General features: G+C 40.4%; 18 protein-coding genes. 3 read left to right on the top strand and 15 right to left on the bottom strand.

What is annotated here, in order from left to right:
- The first annotated feature begins 124 nt into the window (after positions 1 to 124).
- From QMF37_RS00920 to QMF37_RS00910, 3 genes are all read left to right on the top strand, one after another.
- Complete coding sequence (locus QMF37_RS00920; RefSeq protein ID WP_058384309.1) at positions 125 to 754, top strand: HD domain-containing protein; 630 nt, start codon at positions 125 to 127, stop codon at positions 752 to 754.
- Positions 755 to 860: 106 nt separating this feature from the next.
- Positions 861 to 2,144 carry a hemolysin family protein gene (locus QMF37_RS00915; protein ID WP_078080849.1) on the top strand — a complete coding sequence of 428 codons (1,284 nt, stop codon included), beginning with the start codon at positions 861 to 863 and terminating at the stop codon, positions 2,142 to 2,144.
- A gap of 381 nt (positions 2,145 to 2,525) precedes the next feature.
- Positions 2,526 to 3,413 (top strand): YihY/virulence factor BrkB family protein, encoded by an 888-nt coding sequence (locus QMF37_RS00910; RefSeq protein WP_071153109.1) that lies wholly within the window; start codon positions 2,526 to 2,528, stop codon positions 3,411 to 3,413.
- Positions 3,414 to 3,472: 59 nt separating this feature from the next.
- Here QMF37_RS00910 and QMF37_RS00905 read toward each other — a convergent pair whose 3' ends face one another.
- From QMF37_RS00905 to QMF37_RS00835, 15 genes are all read right to left on the bottom strand, one after another.
- The gene (locus QMF37_RS00905) at positions 3,473 to 4,426 is read right to left on the bottom strand and encodes a dipeptidase (protein WP_078080704.1); all 954 of its coding nucleotides are present in this window, start codon (positions 4,424 to 4,426) and stop codon (positions 3,473 to 3,475) included.
- Positions 4,427 to 5,149 carry a gamma-glutamyl-gamma-aminobutyrate hydrolase family protein gene (locus tag QMF37_RS00900; RefSeq protein ID WP_078080705.1) on the bottom strand — a complete coding sequence of 241 codons (723 nt, stop codon included), beginning with the start codon at positions 5,147 to 5,149 and terminating at the stop codon, positions 4,427 to 4,429.
- A 180-nt stretch (positions 5,150 to 5,329) separates the two neighbouring features.
- Positions 5,330 to 5,599, bottom strand: a complete 270-nt coding sequence (locus tag QMF37_RS00895; protein ID WP_071153108.1) for a hypothetical protein — start codon at positions 5,597 to 5,599, stop codon at positions 5,330 to 5,332.
- 167 nt (positions 5,600 to 5,766) lie between these two features.
- Entirely contained in the window at positions 5,767 to 6,690 is a 924-nt protein-coding gene (gene rbsB / locus QMF37_RS00890) for a ribose ABC transporter substrate-binding protein RbsB (RefSeq protein ID WP_071153107.1), read from the bottom strand.
- 13 nt (positions 6,691 to 6,703) lie between these two features.
- A complete protein-coding gene (locus QMF37_RS00885; RefSeq protein ID WP_283476028.1) occupies positions 6,704 to 7,648 on the bottom strand; it encodes an ABC transporter permease subunit in 945 nt (314 codons plus the stop codon).
- Positions 7,632 to 9,131 carry a sugar ABC transporter ATP-binding protein gene (locus tag QMF37_RS00880; RefSeq protein ID WP_071153106.1) on the bottom strand — a complete coding sequence of 500 codons (1,500 nt, stop codon included), beginning with the start codon at positions 9,129 to 9,131 and terminating at the stop codon, positions 7,632 to 7,634. The genes QMF37_RS00885 and QMF37_RS00880 overlap by 17 nt, the downstream gene beginning before the upstream one ends.
- 17 nt (positions 9,132 to 9,148) lie before the next feature.
- Entirely contained in the window at positions 9,149 to 9,535 is a 387-nt protein-coding gene (gene rbsD / locus QMF37_RS00875; RefSeq protein ID WP_058384300.1) for a D-ribose pyranase, read from the bottom strand.
- Positions 9,532 to 10,413, bottom strand: a complete 882-nt coding sequence (gene rbsK, locus QMF37_RS00870) for a ribokinase (protein ID WP_071153105.1) — start codon at positions 10,411 to 10,413, stop codon at positions 9,532 to 9,534. Before rbsK ends, rbsD begins: the two co-directional genes overlap by 4 nt.
- Complete coding sequence (locus QMF37_RS00865) at positions 10,410 to 11,393, bottom strand: LacI family DNA-binding transcriptional regulator (RefSeq protein ID WP_071153104.1); 984 nt, start codon at positions 11,391 to 11,393, stop codon at positions 10,410 to 10,412. Before QMF37_RS00865 ends, rbsK begins: the two co-directional genes overlap by 4 nt.
- Before the next feature lie 497 nt (positions 11,394 to 11,890).
- Positions 11,891 to 13,135: a dicarboxylate/amino acid:cation symporter gene (locus tag QMF37_RS00860; protein ID WP_078080707.1), complete on the bottom strand. Its 1,245-nt coding sequence runs from the start codon at positions 13,133 to 13,135 to the stop codon at positions 11,891 to 11,893.
- 166 nt (positions 13,136 to 13,301) lie between these two features.
- Positions 13,302 to 13,667, bottom strand: a complete 366-nt coding sequence (locus QMF37_RS00855; protein WP_283476017.1) for a rhodanese-like domain-containing protein — start codon at positions 13,665 to 13,667, stop codon at positions 13,302 to 13,304.
- Between the two features lie 60 nt (positions 13,668 to 13,727).
- Positions 13,728 to 15,131, bottom strand: coding sequence for an MBL fold metallo-hydrolase (locus tag QMF37_RS00850; protein WP_283476015.1), 1,404 nt, complete (start codon positions 15,129 to 15,131; stop codon positions 13,728 to 13,730).
- A gap of 226 nt (positions 15,132 to 15,357) precedes the next feature.
- Positions 15,358 to 16,443: a CaiB/BaiF CoA transferase family protein gene (locus tag QMF37_RS00845; RefSeq protein WP_283476013.1), complete on the bottom strand. Its 1,086-nt coding sequence runs from the start codon at positions 16,441 to 16,443 to the stop codon at positions 15,358 to 15,360.
- Positions 16,444 to 16,473: 30 nt separating this feature from the next.
- Positions 16,474 to 17,622: an acyl-CoA dehydrogenase family protein gene (locus QMF37_RS00840; RefSeq protein WP_283476321.1), complete on the bottom strand. Its 1,149-nt coding sequence runs from the start codon at positions 17,620 to 17,622 to the stop codon at positions 16,474 to 16,476.
- A gap of 36 nt (positions 17,623 to 17,658) precedes the next feature.
- The gene (locus QMF37_RS00835) at positions 17,659 to 18,432 is read right to left on the bottom strand and encodes an enoyl-CoA hydratase/isomerase family protein (RefSeq protein WP_283476011.1); all 774 of its coding nucleotides are present in this window, start codon (positions 18,430 to 18,432) and stop codon (positions 17,659 to 17,661) included.
- Positions 18,433 to 18,445: the final 13 nt, after the last annotated feature.

Here is an 18,445-nt window from a genome sequence, read left to right as displayed (position 1 = left end):
GAAAGAACGCGACTTTTCTACATCGTTTTGGGCATGGCTCTGGCAAGCAGGCTGGTTTGCGGAATATCGACAAGTAGCAATCATTAGTTCAACCTATATGGTTGTTTTTAGAGGAGGCGTTTTTATGGGAATTCATCGTTTTTTTACTTCATTGAATGATTTGGAACGAATTATTCGGGCACCTGGAATGTTTAAGTTTGAAGAACATAATGTTGCAGCACATTCCTGGAAAGTCAGTCAGTATGCTATGTTTTTTGCAACAATCGAAGAACGTTCCGGTCAAGAAATTGATTGGAAATCATTGTATGAGAAAACAATCAATCACGATTTCGCAGAGGTGTTTATTGGTGATATTAAAACACCTGTCAAATACGCATCTCCCGAATTAAAAGAAATGATTGCGAAAGTGGAGGAAGGCATGATGGAGAAATTTATCCTTCGTGAGATTCCAGAAGAATTCCGCGATGTCTTTTTCGACCGTATGAAAGAAGGAAAAGACGCAACGATTGAAGGACGTTTGCTGGAGATGGCAGATAAACTCGATCAATTTTACGAAGCTTTTGCAGAGTTAAAACGCGGGAATACCGACAAGGAGTTTGTTGTCATGTATCGAATTGCTTTGACTAAACTGCTCGGTCTGCCGCTACCTACGAGTGTTGGCTATTTTAAAAATGTTATGCTAGATGATGTAATTAATGAGGATACAGCCATTGATGTGAAAGAACTCACGCGTCAGATCATTGCTGAGCATTAAGCTTTACTCTATATTTAACGGTAAAATTATGGTAAATTTAACTTCAACAACTACTTTCGGAGGTGAATCCCTTATTTAAGGGAATTTATTGGACCCCATACTTATATTGAATCTAGCTTTACTCGTCTTGCTAATCGCGTTAACGGCTGTTTTTGTCGGCTCGGAATTTGCCGTCGTTAAAGTCCGGATGTCGCGCATCGACCAATTGATTGATGAAGGAAACAAAAAAGCCGTACTGGTCAAAAAAATAACCAGTGATCTTGATTATTATTTGTCAGCTTGTCAGCTTGGTATCACTGTTACCGCTCTTGGATTAGGCTGGTTAGGGAAACCTACTGTTGAACGGCTCTTGCTTCCTTTGTTCGAAATGCTCGATGTTCCTTCTTCCGCTTCTACTGTCATTTCATTTTTTATCGCTTTCTCGCTTGTGACATTTTTGCACGTTGTCATCGGGGAAATGGCTCCAAAATCGCTAGCGCTTCAATTTGCTGAACGCATGACGCTATTATTATCACCTTTTCTCTATTGGTTTGGTAAAATCATGTATCCGTTTATTTTCATTCTGAATGGCTCTGCTCGCATTCTGTTACGGATTTTTGGTGTGGAACCTGCCAAAGAAGATCAAGCTCATTCAGAAGAAGAGTTGAAAATTATCATGGCTCAAAGCTTCCAAAGTGGGGAAATCAATCAAACTGAATTGTCTTATATGCAAAATATTTTTGCTTTTGATGAACGCAGTGCAAAAGATGTGATGATTCCTCGCACTCAGATGATTGCCTTTTCAGATGACTTATCAGCTGAGGAACTTCTAGCTGAAATCCGTGACCATCGTTTTACACGTTATCCTATCGCAAAAGACGGAGACAAAGACGATTTAATTGGATTTATCAATGCGAAAGAAGTGTTGACGCATTACGCTGTTAACGGGCATTTTGAAATGTTGGAACTTATTCACGATCTCCCTTATTTCCATGAAACAACACCGCTTCAAAATGCCTTAGTAAGAATGCAAAAAGATCGCACGCATATCGCTCTTGTCATTGATGAATATGGTGGAACTTCTGGTTTGATTACAATGGAAGATATACTAGAGGAAATTGTCGGAGAAATCCGAGATGAGTTTGATGAAGAAGAAGATGAGGAAATTATTAAGGAAAGCGAGACACGCTATCTTCTAAACGGTCGCGTCCTGTTAAAAGATTTGGAAGAACGTTTCGATTTTGAGTTTGAAGACAGCGAAGATATTGATACGATTGCGGGATGGATACAACATCAGCTAATTGAAGCTGAGACTGGTGATCGCTTTGTAAAAAAAGGTTGTCAATGGTCTATTGTTGAAATGGAGAATCACCATATCTTAAAAGTCGCCTGTGATCTATTGCCGAAATAAGCTTTAAAGAGCTGTCCCAAAAGTCATTTTCATGACTTTTGGGACAGCTCTTTTTTGCATTTGTGAGAAAAGGCTGATGTCCATTCCGACGATTTCTACTCCAGGACCTCGATGAAATTTCGGGATTGTGGCATTGATCCTCAATCTCCTGAAAGTAGCCGGCATCTGCCAACTGCTTTCAGGGCACTCACTCCAAAAAAAGACGAAGAAAAAAATTCTTTTTCTTCGTCTTTTTTTGGAACTTATGGGACAGTTCCTTTTTTTCGGACTAAAATGATTTGTCGTGGCTTTCTAATTATTCTTTTATTACTATTTAAGGGTTAATGTATTCTTTAATAGGGCATATACAAAGTAACTAATTTTTTAAATGGAGGGCGTCATATGAGTAAAGCTATGGGATTTGTTAAAGAGCTCGGCAATGAATTCAAAAAAGATAACGCGACAACACTAGCTGCAGCACAAGCTTATTATTATTTACTAGCCATTGTTCCTTTGTTGATTTTGCTGCTGGCAATTTTGCCTTATCTGCAAATTGATCCACAACGTGCCGTAGATTTCATCGGTACCATACTACCAGGAGAAGTGGCTTCTACATTCCAAGATACAATTGTGAGTGTGGTCACTACGCCATCAGGTGGCTTGTTGACATTTGGTATACTGGGTACGCTTTGGTCTGCATCGAATGCGCTGTCTGCTTTTATTAATGCTACCAACCAAGCTTATGGCATTGAAGAAACGCGTTCGTTTATCAAATTGAAAGCAACAGCTATTGTGTTAACACTGGGCATGCTAATTGCGGTCATCGTTGCACTTATTTTACCTATCTTCGGTGGTACGATTATCGATATGATTAAATCGTTCTTTAGTCTTCCTGAACAAACTGAAATCATTTTTCAAGTTTTACGTTGGGTCATTTCAATCGCAGTCATGAGTATCGTTTTGGCATTCATGTACAAATTTGCTCCCGATAAAAACTTTCCATTTAAAGAAGTTATTATCGGAGCTGTCATCGCAACTGTTTTATGGCAAGTCGTGTCATTTGGCTTCTCCATCTATGTGTCAAACTTCGGCAGTTATTCCGCGACTTATGGCAGCCTTGGAGGACTCATTGTCTTGATGCTATGGTTCTTCTTGACCGGTCTAATTTTAGTCATTGGCGCTGAAATAAACGCAATTTTGCATAGACGTCGACTAGCTGCTTCACCTGAAGCCGTCGCACAAGGTGAGGCTTCTATCGAAAATACGGAATCCTCTATGAATAAATATTAAAAAAATCCCTTTCGCATTTATGTGAAAGGGATTTCTTATGTGACCATCGTTTTATAGATTTAAATTCCGGGACGGTGTTCAAGAAAATTCCGATACATAAAGCCTTCTACTTCTGTAGCTGTATAGTGTTTTTGTAGCGCGTCAATCAGGTTAGGAAATTCGGATGCATTATTAAGATCTGTAATGTACGAGGAAATTCCGTCAAAGTCTGATCCAATGCCCACTTGGCGAACTCCACCAAGCGAACAAAGATGATCAATATGACGAATCAAATCCGGTATTGTCGCTTGATCACTGTCTTTGTTAATAAACTGCGGACAAAATACGACATCGATCATTCCATTATTTTTGAACATCGCTCGAATTTGCTCGTCATTCAAATTGCGCGGATGATCGCAAAGAGCACGGGCGTTCGAGTGGCTGGCAATTGGATATTTTGCTAGTTCCATCACGTCCCAAAATCCATTTATGGATAAATGAGAAACATCAGTAAAAACATGCTGTTCATTATTAAGAAGAACTACTTCTTTTCCTAGCACTGTTAAACCTGCACCACGTGGATCGCCAACTCCATCAGCACATAGGTTGGCGTTGTTCCAAGTCAACCCTACTGACAGCACACCTAACCGGTAAAGATGGCGAAGTTTTGCCAAGTCGTTACCAAACGCATCCGCTCCCTCAAGCGTCAAAACCGCGCCAATTTCATCATCTTTTAGCCACTCGATGTCTTGCCAATTCTTGATGTGCTTCATCAGTGGATTTCCTCCAAGGATTTCACTATAAAAAAGATCGATTTGTTCGAGTGCATGCTGCCATTTTTCATCAGATGGAAAGTCTGGATGAACAAAAACAGCAAAAAACTGTACTTTTACACCTCCCGCTTTGAGCCGGTTGAAATTGGTATCCAGTAAATCTGAATGTTGGTAGTCTAACAACTCTCCGTTAAATAACGCATTTCGTTTTGCTACCTGCAGCTTTAGAAGCGCATCACAATGTGTATCAAAAATTTGCATCTATTCATCTCCTTCTTCTCGGCATGCTTCGATAAATCCGTTGAAAATTCCGAGTGATGCTGGGTCTGCAACTCTTGCCATATTTTCAGGATGCCATTGCACTCCTAAAACAAAGAGGTGCTGTGTGCTTTCAATCGCTTCTACAATGCCATCACTCGACACCCCACTAATGATCAGAGGCTTAGGTACCAGTCGATTCGCCTGATGATGGCGGCTATTCACTTTTAACCGCCGCATCCCTGTTAATCGGTGCAGGAGTGTGCTTTCTCCGACCTTAACAAAATGAGAGCCGTGAAACCGTGGTGCTCTTTGCTGGTGTTGCACCAAATCTGCTGTTACTTGTGTAGAGATGTCCTGATACATATCGCCACCCACAGCAATATTTATTACTTGAGCTCCTCGACATACGCCTAATATGGGTTTGTTTAACGCCATTACTTTTTTTGCTAACGCTAATTCAAATGCATCACGAGACGGAATGATGACACCCAGGTTTGGATGCGGCTCTTCACCAAATACGGTTGGGTCAATGTCGTAGCCTCCTGCCAAAAACAACCCATCAATATGTTCAGCAATTTCGTCAATATCCGCTTTTTCTGTTAAGTGACAAAGCATGAATGGCAGACCTCCCGCCGCTAAAATTGCTTCAGTGTCAGCAATTTCGATACCATATTCATCACGTCCTAGTTCAAGAGACGCGGTAAGACCAATAATTGGTTTCATTTATGTATACCCCCCTTAAAGAAACTGAATAGATTAAACATACAGACTTTCACTGTAGAATACTAGAAATTCGTTTATCCACATTTGTTTGAACAATCAGCAAAAAACCTGCATGAGCTTTGACTCTTGCAGATTCCCACTATTTATATGCACATTCTCTAGTCGTTTTTTGTTCCACAGTCATCCACCCATTTGCAATTTTGTTGTATAAATTAATCGCTCTCCAACAAACATGCGGCATTGTACTCTACACAAACTAGTACTAAGCGATACTTTAATATCCTCGTATTCACCGTCTTCACTTTTCACTTTTCCAACTAATCGAGAAGTGAAATACAAGCCGACCTGCTCATCCTGTAAAACACCATCGACAAACAGTTTTTCATTGGTCCATGTATTGATGACGCAAATTGTATGTTCCCTGTACTTCACTGTCCATACATGTTTCATCTACTGACCCCCCATACTGCTTTTAACACTAGTATAACAGAAGTCTGAATAGTCAGTCGCCAAATATATTGCAGTAACCCTTTACGGTAATTTCTACATACAAAAAGCTGTAGCTTTCTCAAATGATTTGAGAAAGCTACAGCTTAGTGACAACCAGTAATGGTTGGTTATTTAATCAATTCCAACTCAACTGGAATGGATGCTTCTACTTCTTTACCATCAAGTGATTGAACAGCCGCTTCAACAGCCATTTCACCAATCATTCCAGGTTTTTGTGCAACTGTTCCAGCAAGACGACCTTCTTCCACTGCTTTTACAGCATCTTCTGTAGCATCAAATCCAACTACGGCAATATCTTTTCCTGAAGCTTCTATTGCTTGAAGAGCACCTAAGGCCATTTCATCATTATGAGTAAACACTCCCGTAATGTCCGGGTTTGCTTGAAGAAGATTTTCCATGACGGATAAGCCTTCAGCACGGTTAAAGTTCGCGGTTTGCTTAGCCACAATATCCAACTTGTCTGCAGCGATGTTGTTAAAGCCTTCTCCGCGCTCACGTGCAGCTGAAGATCCTGGAACTCCTTCAAGTTCCGCAACTTTAGCGCCTTCGCCTACAATTGAAATAAGATGTTCTGCCGCCATTTCTCCACCCGCAATATTATCTGACGCAATGTGAGAGACGACTTCTCCTCCTGCAGCACTACGGTCAACCGTAACGACTGGAATGTTTGCAGCATTGGCTGATTCAACTGCAGCTGCAACCGCTTCAGAATCAACTGGATTGATCATGATTAAATCTACCTCTTGCTGGATTAAATCTTCTACGTCACTTGCTTGTTTTGAAGCATTGTCTTGTGCATCTACTACAGTTAATGTTGCACCTAATTCTTTCGCTTTTGCTTCTGCACCTTCATTCAATGTAACAAAGAATGGATTGTTCAACGTTGAAATAGAAAAACCGATTGTGTAATCACCGTTTGCTTCGCCGCTGTCATCGCTTTCTTCATCAGAACTTGTTCCCGGAGCATCCATTGAACAAGCCGCCAAAATCATCATTACCATTAACATGAACCCCAATTGTACTTTTTTCATTTTCCTACACCCCTTATGCTGTTTTTTTACGGTCCAGAAGAACCGCCAATAATATGACTGCACCTTTCACCACTTGTTGGAAGAAGGAAGTAACCCCGATAAGATTTAAGCCATTATTCAGTACCCCAATGATCAAGGCCCCAATTAATGTACCCACAATCCATCCACGACCGCCTATCAGACTTGTTCCACCAAGTACTACAGCTGCGATGGCATCAAGTTCAAACATCTCGCCAGCAGTCGGCTGAGCCGAATTCAACCGTGACGTTAAAATGAGCGAAGCGAGTGCTGCGAGTAACCCAAGCAGTGAGTAAACGTAAATTTTTATCCGATCTGCATTGATCCCTGATAAAATGGATGCTTCTTCGTTGCCACCTACTGCATAAACACGACGACCAAACGTTGTCTTTTTCAAGATGAAATACAAGATCCCGAAACTAACAATCATGGTTACTACTGGAATGGGAATTCCAAGGAAATATCCTTTACCTAGCATTTGGAAAGTTAAGCTATCGCCTAAGCCTGAAATTGGACGACCATCCGTGTATACCAATGTCAGTCCACGATAAATAGTCATTGTTGCTAGCGTAGCGATAAATGGTGCAACTTTTCCTTTCGCGATAATAATTCCGTTAATTGCTCCAAGAACAGCACCAAGCAAAAGTCCTAGTAACATGGCGAAAATCGGATCGATTCCACTGGCCATCATTCCTGCTGTTACGGCACCCGTTAATGCAAGAGTCGAACCAACAGATAAATCGATGCCTCCTGTCAAAATAACAAAAGTCATGCCGAAAGCAATCAGCGCGTTAATGGATACTTGTCGGAGCACATTCATTAAATTGGATACAGATAAAAAGTCTGGATTTAAAATCGTGATAATTACCATAATAAGAATTAACCCAATAAATGGTGCTACTTTTTGAATTATGGATTGATTATTAGTCTTCAACTGCAAGTTTTCCACCTCCTGTAGCAAAATGCATGATTCGTTCCTGTGTCATTTCATGTTTGGATAAATCCGCTGTTATTTTGCCTTCATGCATGACTAAGACGCGATCAGCCATGCCGATGACTTCTGGCAACTCTGAAGAAATCATTAAAATCGCGACACCTCGTTCAGCTAGCTCATTGATAATCGAATAGATTTCTTTTTTCGCACCAATATCAACGCCGCGTGTTGGCTCATCTAAAATCAGCAGTTGCGGTTCAATGCCTAGCCATTTTGCAATTACTACTTTTTGCTGATTTCCACCACTTAACGATTTTGCGGATTGGTTAGGTCCTGAGGTTCGGATTCTAAGACGTTTGACCATAGAATCATAAAGTTTACGTTCTTTGTCTTTGGAAATTAATCCGTTTTTGGAGATGGCTCCAAAATTAGTCATGCTCACGTTTTCTTCCACAGAAAAATCGACAACGAGTCCTTCTGATTTCCGATCTTCCGTTACATAACCAATACCCATTTCCTTTGCTTTTTTAGGTGTATCAAGCTTCACTTTTTTGCCGTCAAATTCAATGTCACCACGCTCAAATTTCTTATAACCGAACAGCGCCTGTGCCACTTCTGTACGACCTGCTCCCATAAGTCCAGCAATCGACAATACTTCACCTTTTCGCAGTTCAAAGGAAATATCTTCAAAGCATCCTTTTCGACATAAACCTTTTACAGCTAGCTTAATTTCTCCAAGTTCTGATCTCCGCTCTGGAAAACGTTCTCCAAGTTCACGACCAACCATCATTTGGACAACTTCATCAAATGTAGTTTCACTAATTTTCCGCTCTCCGACAAACTCACCATCGCGCAAAATCGTAATTCGGTCACATAGTGAAAATATTTCTTCCATACGATGAGAAATATAAATAAAAGATACCCCACGTTTTTGAAGTTCACGAATCGTCTTAAACAAACTCTCGATTTCACGATCAGTTAATGCTGCAGTAGGTTCATCCATAATAATGACTTCTGCATCCACCGATAACGCTTTCGCAATTTCTACAATCTGCTGCTTTCCAACTGATAGTGTACTTGCCGGATCAGCTGGATTAATATTCAATCCAAGGTCTAGCAAGATTTGATGTGTCTTCTTTTCCATCTGTTTGTTTTTTAATATTCCTGTCCGGCCGATTGTTTCTTCACGCCCAAGAAATAAATTATCTGAAATCGACAGATGAGGCAGAATGTTCAGCTCTTGATGAATTACCGCAATGCCTGCATTCTCTGCCTGCTTTGGTGAAGTGAAATTGACTTGCTGCCCTTTTACTTCAACCGTCCCTGAATCTCGCGCGTAAATTCCAGACATCACTTTCATCAAGGTTGACTTGCCTGCGCCGTTTTCACCCATCAACGCATGAATTTCACCTTTTTCTAAAGAAAAATGAACATTCTTCAATACTTTATTGCCATTAAACGATTTGGAGATATCCGTCATAGTAATCATCGTAGTCACCTGCCTTTTTAAAAAATAACGCCAGAGCGAAGGACAATATTGGCATACGGTGTCGCTTCTCCTGTGCGGATAATCAATTTTGCCTGGTTACTGAGAACTTTCAATTCTTCATGCGTAATATAATCAGCTTTTAACTTCTTCATAATTTCTTGCTCTACTTGGGGATTAGCGTTAGTTATTTCCCGCGCAATAAATGCAGCTTCTGCCTCAAAGTCTGCAAGAACAGCGTCCAATATCGTTAAAAATGCCGGTTCCCCTACTTTATAAGACAAATCGATGCATAAAACTCCTTTTGGAATGGGTAAACCACAATCACCAATCACCAGCAAATCAGTGTGCCCAAAAAGAGCCAATGCACCCGCTATGTCACGATTGATCATGCCGTGCTTTTTCATGAACGCTCACCTGTCATCCGCGCTTCGACAGCTGCTCGATTCGGCATACCGCCTTGTGCACCAAATTTTTCTACCGATAAAGATGCCGCAGCATTAGCAAAACGGACCGCTTCTTCAAACCCCTGGCCTTCTACTAATGCCGCACCTAGTGCACCATTGAATGTATCACCCGCTCCAGTGGTATCAACTGCTTTAGTAGAGAAACCTTTAACTAGGACATGCTTTTGTCCGTCATAAAACTGTGCGCCTTTTTGTCCAAGTGTGACGACAAGACGGTTTGGATATTCTTCCAGCGCCTTTTCCCAATTGTCACCAAAAATTTCTTCTGCTTCTGTTTCGTTTGGCGTTAGGTAGGTGCAATATGGTAGGAAATCAGCTGTAAATCCACTTGCAGGAGCTGGATTTAAAATACTCGGTACGCCATGTTGATGACAAATTTTTAATGTCTGCTGAATAACAGGAATCGGCGTTTCTAATTGCATAATAACCAAATCACTAGCCGCTAGTTGTTCAGTAAAAGCGACTATCTCTTCAGCTGTTACACTGTGATTGGCCCCTGGTACAACGATAATCCGATTGTCTCCTTCGGATAGGAGAATATTGGCGATACCACTGGCACCATCGATTCGTTTGATTGATTCAACCTGAATCCCTTCGCTCTCAAGTCCAGCTACTAGTTCGGTCCCAAATGCATCTTGTCCGACTGCGCCTATCATCTGGACCTTATTGCCTAATCTTGCAGCTGCTACAGCTTGGTTTGCTCCTTTGCCACCTGGTACTGTCGTGTACAAAGTTCCTAGAGTTGTTTCACCTTGCTTTGGAAAGCGGTCTGTTTGAATGACCAAATCCATATTAATACTGCCAACTACAGTAATCATTCCACCACGCTCCTTGTTGTTCCTCGAATGACTAACTTCACCGGAACTTCATAAAAATTTTGTTCGATCTTCTTATTTTCAATGCGTTTAATCAAAACACGCGTTGCAACTGCACCCATTTTATAAACGTCTTGTGCGACCGTAGTCAATCCTGGTGATAACATCGCTCCCATTGCAACTCCATCAAAACCGACAATTTGCAATTCGTCGGGTACATGCTTTCCAGCAGTTCCTGCTGCTTTTAAAGCACCAGCTGCTGAAACGTCGCTACTGGCAAAAATTCCATCAATTAGCGGATTTTCTTGGAGTATGCATTCAACAATTTTTTGTGAATCTGCAAAATGAAAAGGACATGTGACAACTTGATACCGCACATTCGAACGTTGAATGGCTTCCATAAATCCTTCATAACGATCGTTCGCCGGATTTAACTTCTCTGGACCTCTAAGAAATAGGATGTGTTTGCATCCCCTTTCTAACAGTGCATTCGTTCCCATGATTGCGCCTTCTTTGTTATTTGAAGAGACCGTTGGTATTTTCTCATTAATTGTTCGATCTAATGCCACAATTGGTACATTGGCATTCGCATAATGCGGAGCATCTAGTTGGTTAGAAGTTACGATAAATCCAGCAATGTATTTTTTCTTTAATGTCTCAATGTAGTTTTTTTCTTTTTCGGGATCTTCGTCTGAATTGCATAACACGACTGTATAGCCATAGGTTAACGCAACGTCTTCCACTGCTCGTGCAAGTTCCGGAAAAAAAGGGTTGGTGATATCTGGCAAAATCAAACCAATCAGATTTGATTTTTTCGTGTTCAATGAGCGTGCAATCGGGTTCAGTTCGTATTTCAGCTCTTCTACTGCAACAGTTACCGCTTGAGCAGCTTCTGTACTGACATAACCGCTGTTGTTTAAAAACCGTGAAACTGTCGCTACTGAAACTCCTGCTTTTTTTGCAACATCTTTGATAGTAGTCATGCAAAACGACTCCGTTCTTGTACCAATGTGTAACCGGTTACACACACTATATAATGGAGCGGTTTTCTTGTCAATGTGAACATTTTCCATCTATCCAATTAAGAGCAATTGAATGCTACATACTTTTGCCTACTCATAAAAAGAGGCTGTCTCAAAAGCTTATAAACAATGACTTGTGAGTCTAGCTCTTTTGTATGCGACAGATATCGGAGGATATGTACGGATGCTTTCCGTAGCCAAGGCCAACACAATTCTTGAAGATGAATGAGTGACACAAAATTGACGTAGAACGTGTCTTCCGTCCGATCAAGGACAATCGAACTTTCCGGATATTTTACCTAAGAACCTTGAAAAGTGCACACCGAGTTCAGTAGTGTAACATTGGCCCCTATTTTACATTCTCCATGAAAATCCAAAAAACAGACAGAGAAAAGGAACTCCTTTTTTCTGTCTGTTTTATTTTAGAGGCTTATGAGACAGCCTCTGTCCTTGTTATATTAAGCATTCATGTTTTTTGTTCGTAACTCTCTATTTTTTTCAGTTTCTGCTACATAAACTGCACAGGCAGCGTCTCCTGAAATGTTAATTGCGGTACGCGTCATATCCAATAGACGGTCAATTCCGATTACTAAACCAATACCAGCAGGTGGAAGTCCAACACTGCTCAACACCATGGCAAGCATAATCAAGCCGACACCTGGAACCCCTGCCGTACCAATACTCGCTAATACAGCAGTTAATACGACCGTGACAAGATCCATCGTGGACAGTTCAACTCCGTATGCTTGTGCGATGAACATTGTTGCAACCCCTTGCATTATAGCTGTTCCATCCATATTGATGGTAGCACCTAGAGGTTGAACAAACGAACTAACAGACTTGGGCACACCTAATTTATCTTGAGCCACTTCCATTGAAATCGGTAAAGTTGCCGTACTACTCGATGTACTAAAGCCTACACTCATTGCTGGGGCGAAGTTTTTGAAAAACCAAATCGGGTTTTTCTTTGCTAAAAACTTAATCGTTCCTCCGTAAGTGAAGATTGCATGCACGAAAAGTGCCGCTAAAATCACTAACATATAAGATCCCATCGCTTTCATCGCAGAAAATCCTTGAGATCCAACCGCCGTAGCGATCAAACCAAATGTACCGTAAGGAGCAAATTTCATCACGACGCCAACCAAGTACATCATGACATCGTTGCCTTGTTCAAACAAATGGACAAGTCCTTTGGTCTTTTCGCCAAGAGCCGTCAATGCCAGTCCGATAAACACAGCAAAAACAATAATCTGTAGCATATTGCCTTCTCCTAAAGCCGCAATCGGATTGGTCGGAATCATGTCCAATAAAGTCTCACCAACTGAAGGCGCTTTTGTTACTTCAAATTCAGCAGAAGACAAATCAAAGTCTCCTGCAAGCCCAGGCTGAATAATAGCCGCTAATGATAGTCCTATAATAATCGCAATGGTAGTTGTCACCAAGAAATAAGAAACTGTTTTAATCCCAATACGCCCTAATTTGGCAGGGTCTCCAAGACCAGCCGTTCCGAGTATAATAGAAAACAAGACAAGTGGTACAACAAGCATATTAATCAAACTTAAAAATATTTGGCCGAGTGGCACAAATAAATATGTATTTATTGCTTCAAATGATCCCGGTGTGAATAGGTTTATCAATAAACCAACGATCGCCCCAAGGATAAGTCCAGTCAGCACTTTTACAGTCAATCCAGGTTTTTTCATCCATTTCCCTCTTTCATATCTAGACGTAAAAACTATTTTATAGGAAAGTACACAGTCCGCACAACTTTTAAGTAATTCACCGAATACATAGTTTCTTAAAATGAAATTATTATTTTGAAATACAAAAAAACTATGTAAATTAAGGTACATTTACATAGTTTTCGAATTAACAACATGCCGTTTGCATCTTGTCTTTTCCTATTAAACTATAACTCGTTACGTGGAATCCCTTTTGATGAAGCAGACGAGTCGCCAAGTTTTTCTCTAGTTGATTTTCTGCAATCAAGTGGATGGGTTTTTTTGGTATTTCTCGATAACCTCTTGTGAAATAGGATATAGGAAGATTAAAGGCTCCAGAAACCAATTCTTTATCGGATACGTTATAGGCGCGGACATCCAACAAAGCACAAGAGTCAGCGTCAATTTGATCCAGCTGCTCTTGTTTTATTCCGTGGACCGGCATGTGTCTTTTATAGACACTGTAGGCTACCATAGAAACTGGCAACCCAATCAGCAGTGCACTTGTTATCATTTCATCGCTCCTTTTTCACAAGTTAATCTTATGATTTTTAATTTCTCTCAAACTTCATAGCTAAACCGATAGTTCTTCTTTCCACTTTGAATAGCCACCTGAAAGGTTAACCAAATCATCAAAACCATTCGCTTTAAGAAGACTTGTAGCAATCGCTGAACGCGCTCCAGACTGACATTGTACAATAATGGTTTTACTTGCCGGAACTTCATCCAATCGTTTTTTTAATGTACCCATCATAATGTGATTGGCTCCTTCAATATGACCTTCATCGTACTCAGATTGATTTCGAACATCCAGCACATTGGCTTTGCCGTCTTTGATCATTTCTTTCGCTTGTTCAGGAGATACGCTCTTATATGACTCTAATTCTCCCGCTTCTTCAATTAGCTTCGAAACATCTCCGTAGCTAATTTCTCCTTCAATACCGACAGAGCGCAATACTTCAACTACTTGATCTAAAGACTCTGGATCCAGCAGCAAGTATAACGGTTTTTTGTAATCTACAATCCATCCAGCCCAGTTAGCAAATGATTGATTAAATGGAATGTTAATCGTTCCAGGAATATAGCCATTGCCGAATAGAGCAGAAGCACGTAAATCAACAACTTGCTGGCCATCCGCAATTAGTTTCTTCAACTCATCTGCAGACCCAATCACTTGTGGTTTTGGCAAATCTTTCATTAACTCTACACCTGTTTTATTCACTGATTTCATCACAGCGAAGTAAGCAGGTGGTTCAGGTTGACCATCCAATAATTCTGTTTGGAATGCTTCAAGTTCGTCGTATTGCAATGCCCAGTTAAACATTTTCTCATAACCTACAGTAGTAGAAGGTACGGCGCCAAGCGCTTTACCACATGCACTTCCTGCACCATGAGCTGGCCACACTTGAAGATAATCTGGTAGTTTTTTAAAGCGCTCAAGTGATTCGAACATATCTTTAGCGCCTGCTTTAGAAGTTCCTTCGACACCTGCAGCTTTTTCAAGTAAATCTGGTCGACCAACATCTCCTACAAACACAAAGTCTCCAGTGAAAATACCCATTGCTTTATCTGCCGAACCACCGCGGTCCGTTAGTAAAAATGAAATACTTTCTGGTGTATGGCCCGGGGTGTGCATCACTTCAAAAATCAAATTCCCGATTTTAAACTGATCGCCACCTTTTACTAATTGGTGATGTAAATGATTGATATTTTGATATTTCCAATCTGCATCACCTTCGTCAGACAGATATAATTTTGCACCAAAACGATTTTCAAGTTCACGTGAACCTGAAACAAAGTCCGCATGAATATGTGTTTCAAGAGCACCGACAATATTCAAGTTTTCTTTTGCAGCAAGCTCTTCGTAAGCACTTATATCGCGCATTGGATCTACTACTACTGCTTCTCCTGTTGCCTGGCAGCCTACTACATATGAAGCGTGCGCTAAATTATCATCGTAGAAATATCTTAATAACATATCATCAATTCCCTTCAATCATTTTATAAACTCAATATACCACCAGGGGTATATAAAGTAAAATATTCTGCTTATGGAGAAGATTTGACAATCCCCTGAAGCTTTAAAATGGTCTCTAGCATGAACTCTTTAAACTTAAACACCTTTACATATAAGAAAATCATTAGTAGGAACAAATAGAGACCCTATTTGTTCCTACTAATGATCTGATTGGAGGAATAATCTTTCAAAAGAATTCACAATTATTTGCGCCTGCCCTTAATCCAATATGTTTATATTCTGGAGTGAAAACCGATGATTTGATTGGACAAGCAATTTGTTTTTGAAATCCGTTTTGTAAATCTGGTACATCTACGAACATCTCTCGCTCCATCGAATGCGGGTGATGCATTACTTCTTCTAATGTCAGTACGGGTTCTACACATGCTTCAATTTCACCGAAAATCTCGTTCCACTCTTTAAATGTCTTGTTTAAAAATGATTCTTTTACAGCTTGTTTAAAGTCAGCGATGTCGTTTGGTTTTTGGCTCATAGACAGTTCAGTTAAATCTGTTCGACCTAGCCCTTCACATAATAGAATACGGAATTTCGGTTCTAGGCTACCGACTGAAACGTATCGATTGTCTTTAGTTTTGAAATACCCATAAAATGTACCGCCGTTTAATAGCATTTTTTCGGGTGCCGGTTTTTCTCCATCCACCAAATAAGGAGCAGCTGCTATAGCGTTTAATGACATACTACAATCTGTCATGCTAATATCCAGTGATTGCCCTTCACCGGTTCTTTCGCGGTAAATAAAAGCAGATAAAATACCAATCGCCGCATGCAAAGAGCCTCCTGCAATATCTGCAATTTGCGTTCCGACATTTGCCGGTCCGTCCCGTTCCGTACCTGAATAACTTGCTAGTCCAGCGATCGACACATAGTTAATATCATGACCAGGACGATCACGGTATGGACCTGTTTGACCAAACCCTGTTAACGAACAGTAAATGACTCTAGGATTTATTTTTTTTAATTGCTCATAACCTAGACCTAGCCTGTCCATTACACCAGGTCGAAATTGTTCTAATACAATATCGTACTCTTTTACAAGTTCTTTGAGTTTTTCGATTGAAGTTTCGTCTTTTAAGTTTAACGCAATTGATTTTTTAGAACGATTGAGGTAGGTTTCCATTGATGTTAATTTTTCTTCTGTCAGTCGTTGCACATGCAAAACTTCAGCGCCTAAATCTGCTAACATCAATGTCGCAAATGGACCTGGCAATAACGTTGAAAAATCGAGTATTTTTAAATTGTTTAAAAGTCCCATATACCTCTTCCTTTGCTAATAAATTGACGTTTATTTTATTCCTAAATTTTTAGCAATAATTACTTTCATGATTTCGTTTGTACCGGCATAAATAGACGTTACTGCCACATCACGATAACGTCTTGCAATCTCGTATTCTTCTGTATAACCATATCCGCCGTGCAATTGCATACATTCAATGGCAACTTTTTGCGCTAAATCCGTGGTCCACCATTTTGCCATCGATACTTCTGTCACGATATCTGTTCCAGCCATATGATTTTCAATCAATTTATCGACGAAAGCACGACCAATTTGCAGCTCTGAACTGAGTTCAGCCAACTTAAATTGCGTATTTTGAAATTGACTAACTCTTTTTCCAAAAGCTTTTCTTTGCTTCACGTAATCCATCGTAATGTCTAACATTCTTTCGATCGACGCTATACTCGAAATAGAAATAATCAATCTTTCTTGCTGTAGCTTTTGCATTAAGTACAAGAAGCCTTTTCCTTCTTCACCTAATAGATGACTGCTAGGTACACGGACGTCATTAAAAATTAACTCACTTGTATCATTTGCATGTTGTCCTACTTTTTCTAGCTGTTTGCCTTTTGTAAATCCAGCTGTACCAGCTTCTACCACAATTAAACTAATTCCTGTGTGGCCTGGCTCTGCAGTTGGATCTGTTTTGCAAACAACGATTGCGATATCTGCACTAAAGCCATTCGTAATAAACGTCTTTTCCCCATTGATGATATAATCATCGCCATCTTTTATCGCTGTCGTTTTAATAGCCGCTAAATCAGAACCTGTATTTGGTTCAGTCATCGCGATACACGAAATCATTTCTCCAGTTAATGATTTCGGCAGCCAACGTTGCTTTTGCTCTTCAGACCCATAAGATTCAATATACGGAATAACGATGTCATTATGGAGTCCAGGTCCCGTTAACCCGGTACCTACTTTTTCAAATTCCTCTATAAACACGGTCGCATAACCAAAGTCAGCATTTGCACCCCCATATTTTTCATCTACTTGAGGGCAAAGAAAACCTTGTTTCCCCATCTTCTCCCAAAAAGATCGTGGCACCATTTTATCTTTTTCCCATTGATCAAAATGAGGAACCGCTTCTTTTTGCAAAAACTTCTTTAATGCATCCCGATACATTTCATGGTCTTCGGTCAGAAAAGATCTCTTCATCATAAAAATTCCTCCCACACTTCTCCACTTATTTTATTAGCGATGCTTGAATACAGGTTTGCGTTTTTCAATAAATGCAGTTATGCCTTCTTTGGCATCTTCTGTCGCAAATAGTTCTTCGAATAATTTCTCTTCTAGCGCCAAACTTTCACTCCATGATTGCTCATCCATCACATTTACAAGCCTCTTGAGTCGAGACAAAGCTTGTAGAGACTGTCTTGCAAATTTTTCAGCGAGTTTCGCTCCTGCTGCTAATCCTTCTCCTTGTGGAACAACCGAATTCACAAGTCCTAAACGCTCTGCTTCTGTTGCTGACAGCGAATCACCCGTGAATAATAGTTCTTTTGCTTTAGCAGGACCCACCAATCGAGGTAATCGTTGTGTGCCTCCTGCACCCGGAAGCAAGCTAAGTTTCACTTCAGGCAAACCAATTTGAGCATGTTCTTCTGCTATCCGGATGTCACACGTTAATGCCAGTTCAAGTCCACCGCCAAGTGTATAGCCGTTTAATACAGCAATTGTTGGTTTTGGGAGGTCCTCAATCATGTTAAAAATCTCATGAACTGTAGGTCCTTCCTCGGGCTTGGTAGATGTTCTTTCCGGAAATTCTTTAATGTCTGCTCCTGCAACAAAGGCTTTATCTCCCCGTCCCGTCAAAATAATCGCAACCACTTCTTCATCTTCTTTTAAAGAAGAAAACACTTTATTTAATTCGCGAATAACCTGCTGATTCAACACGTTCATAGGTGGATTGTCGATAAATACTGTTGCAATTCCAGCATTTTTTTCTACAGATAATAACTGCGTCATGTTATTTATTCCT

This window comes from Planococcus sp. S3-L1 (assembly GCF_030063085.1).
Lineage (GTDB): Bacteria > Bacillota > Bacilli > Bacillales_A > Planococcaceae > Planococcus > Planococcus kocurii.
This window is presented reverse-complemented; position numbering and strand designations above follow the sequence as displayed.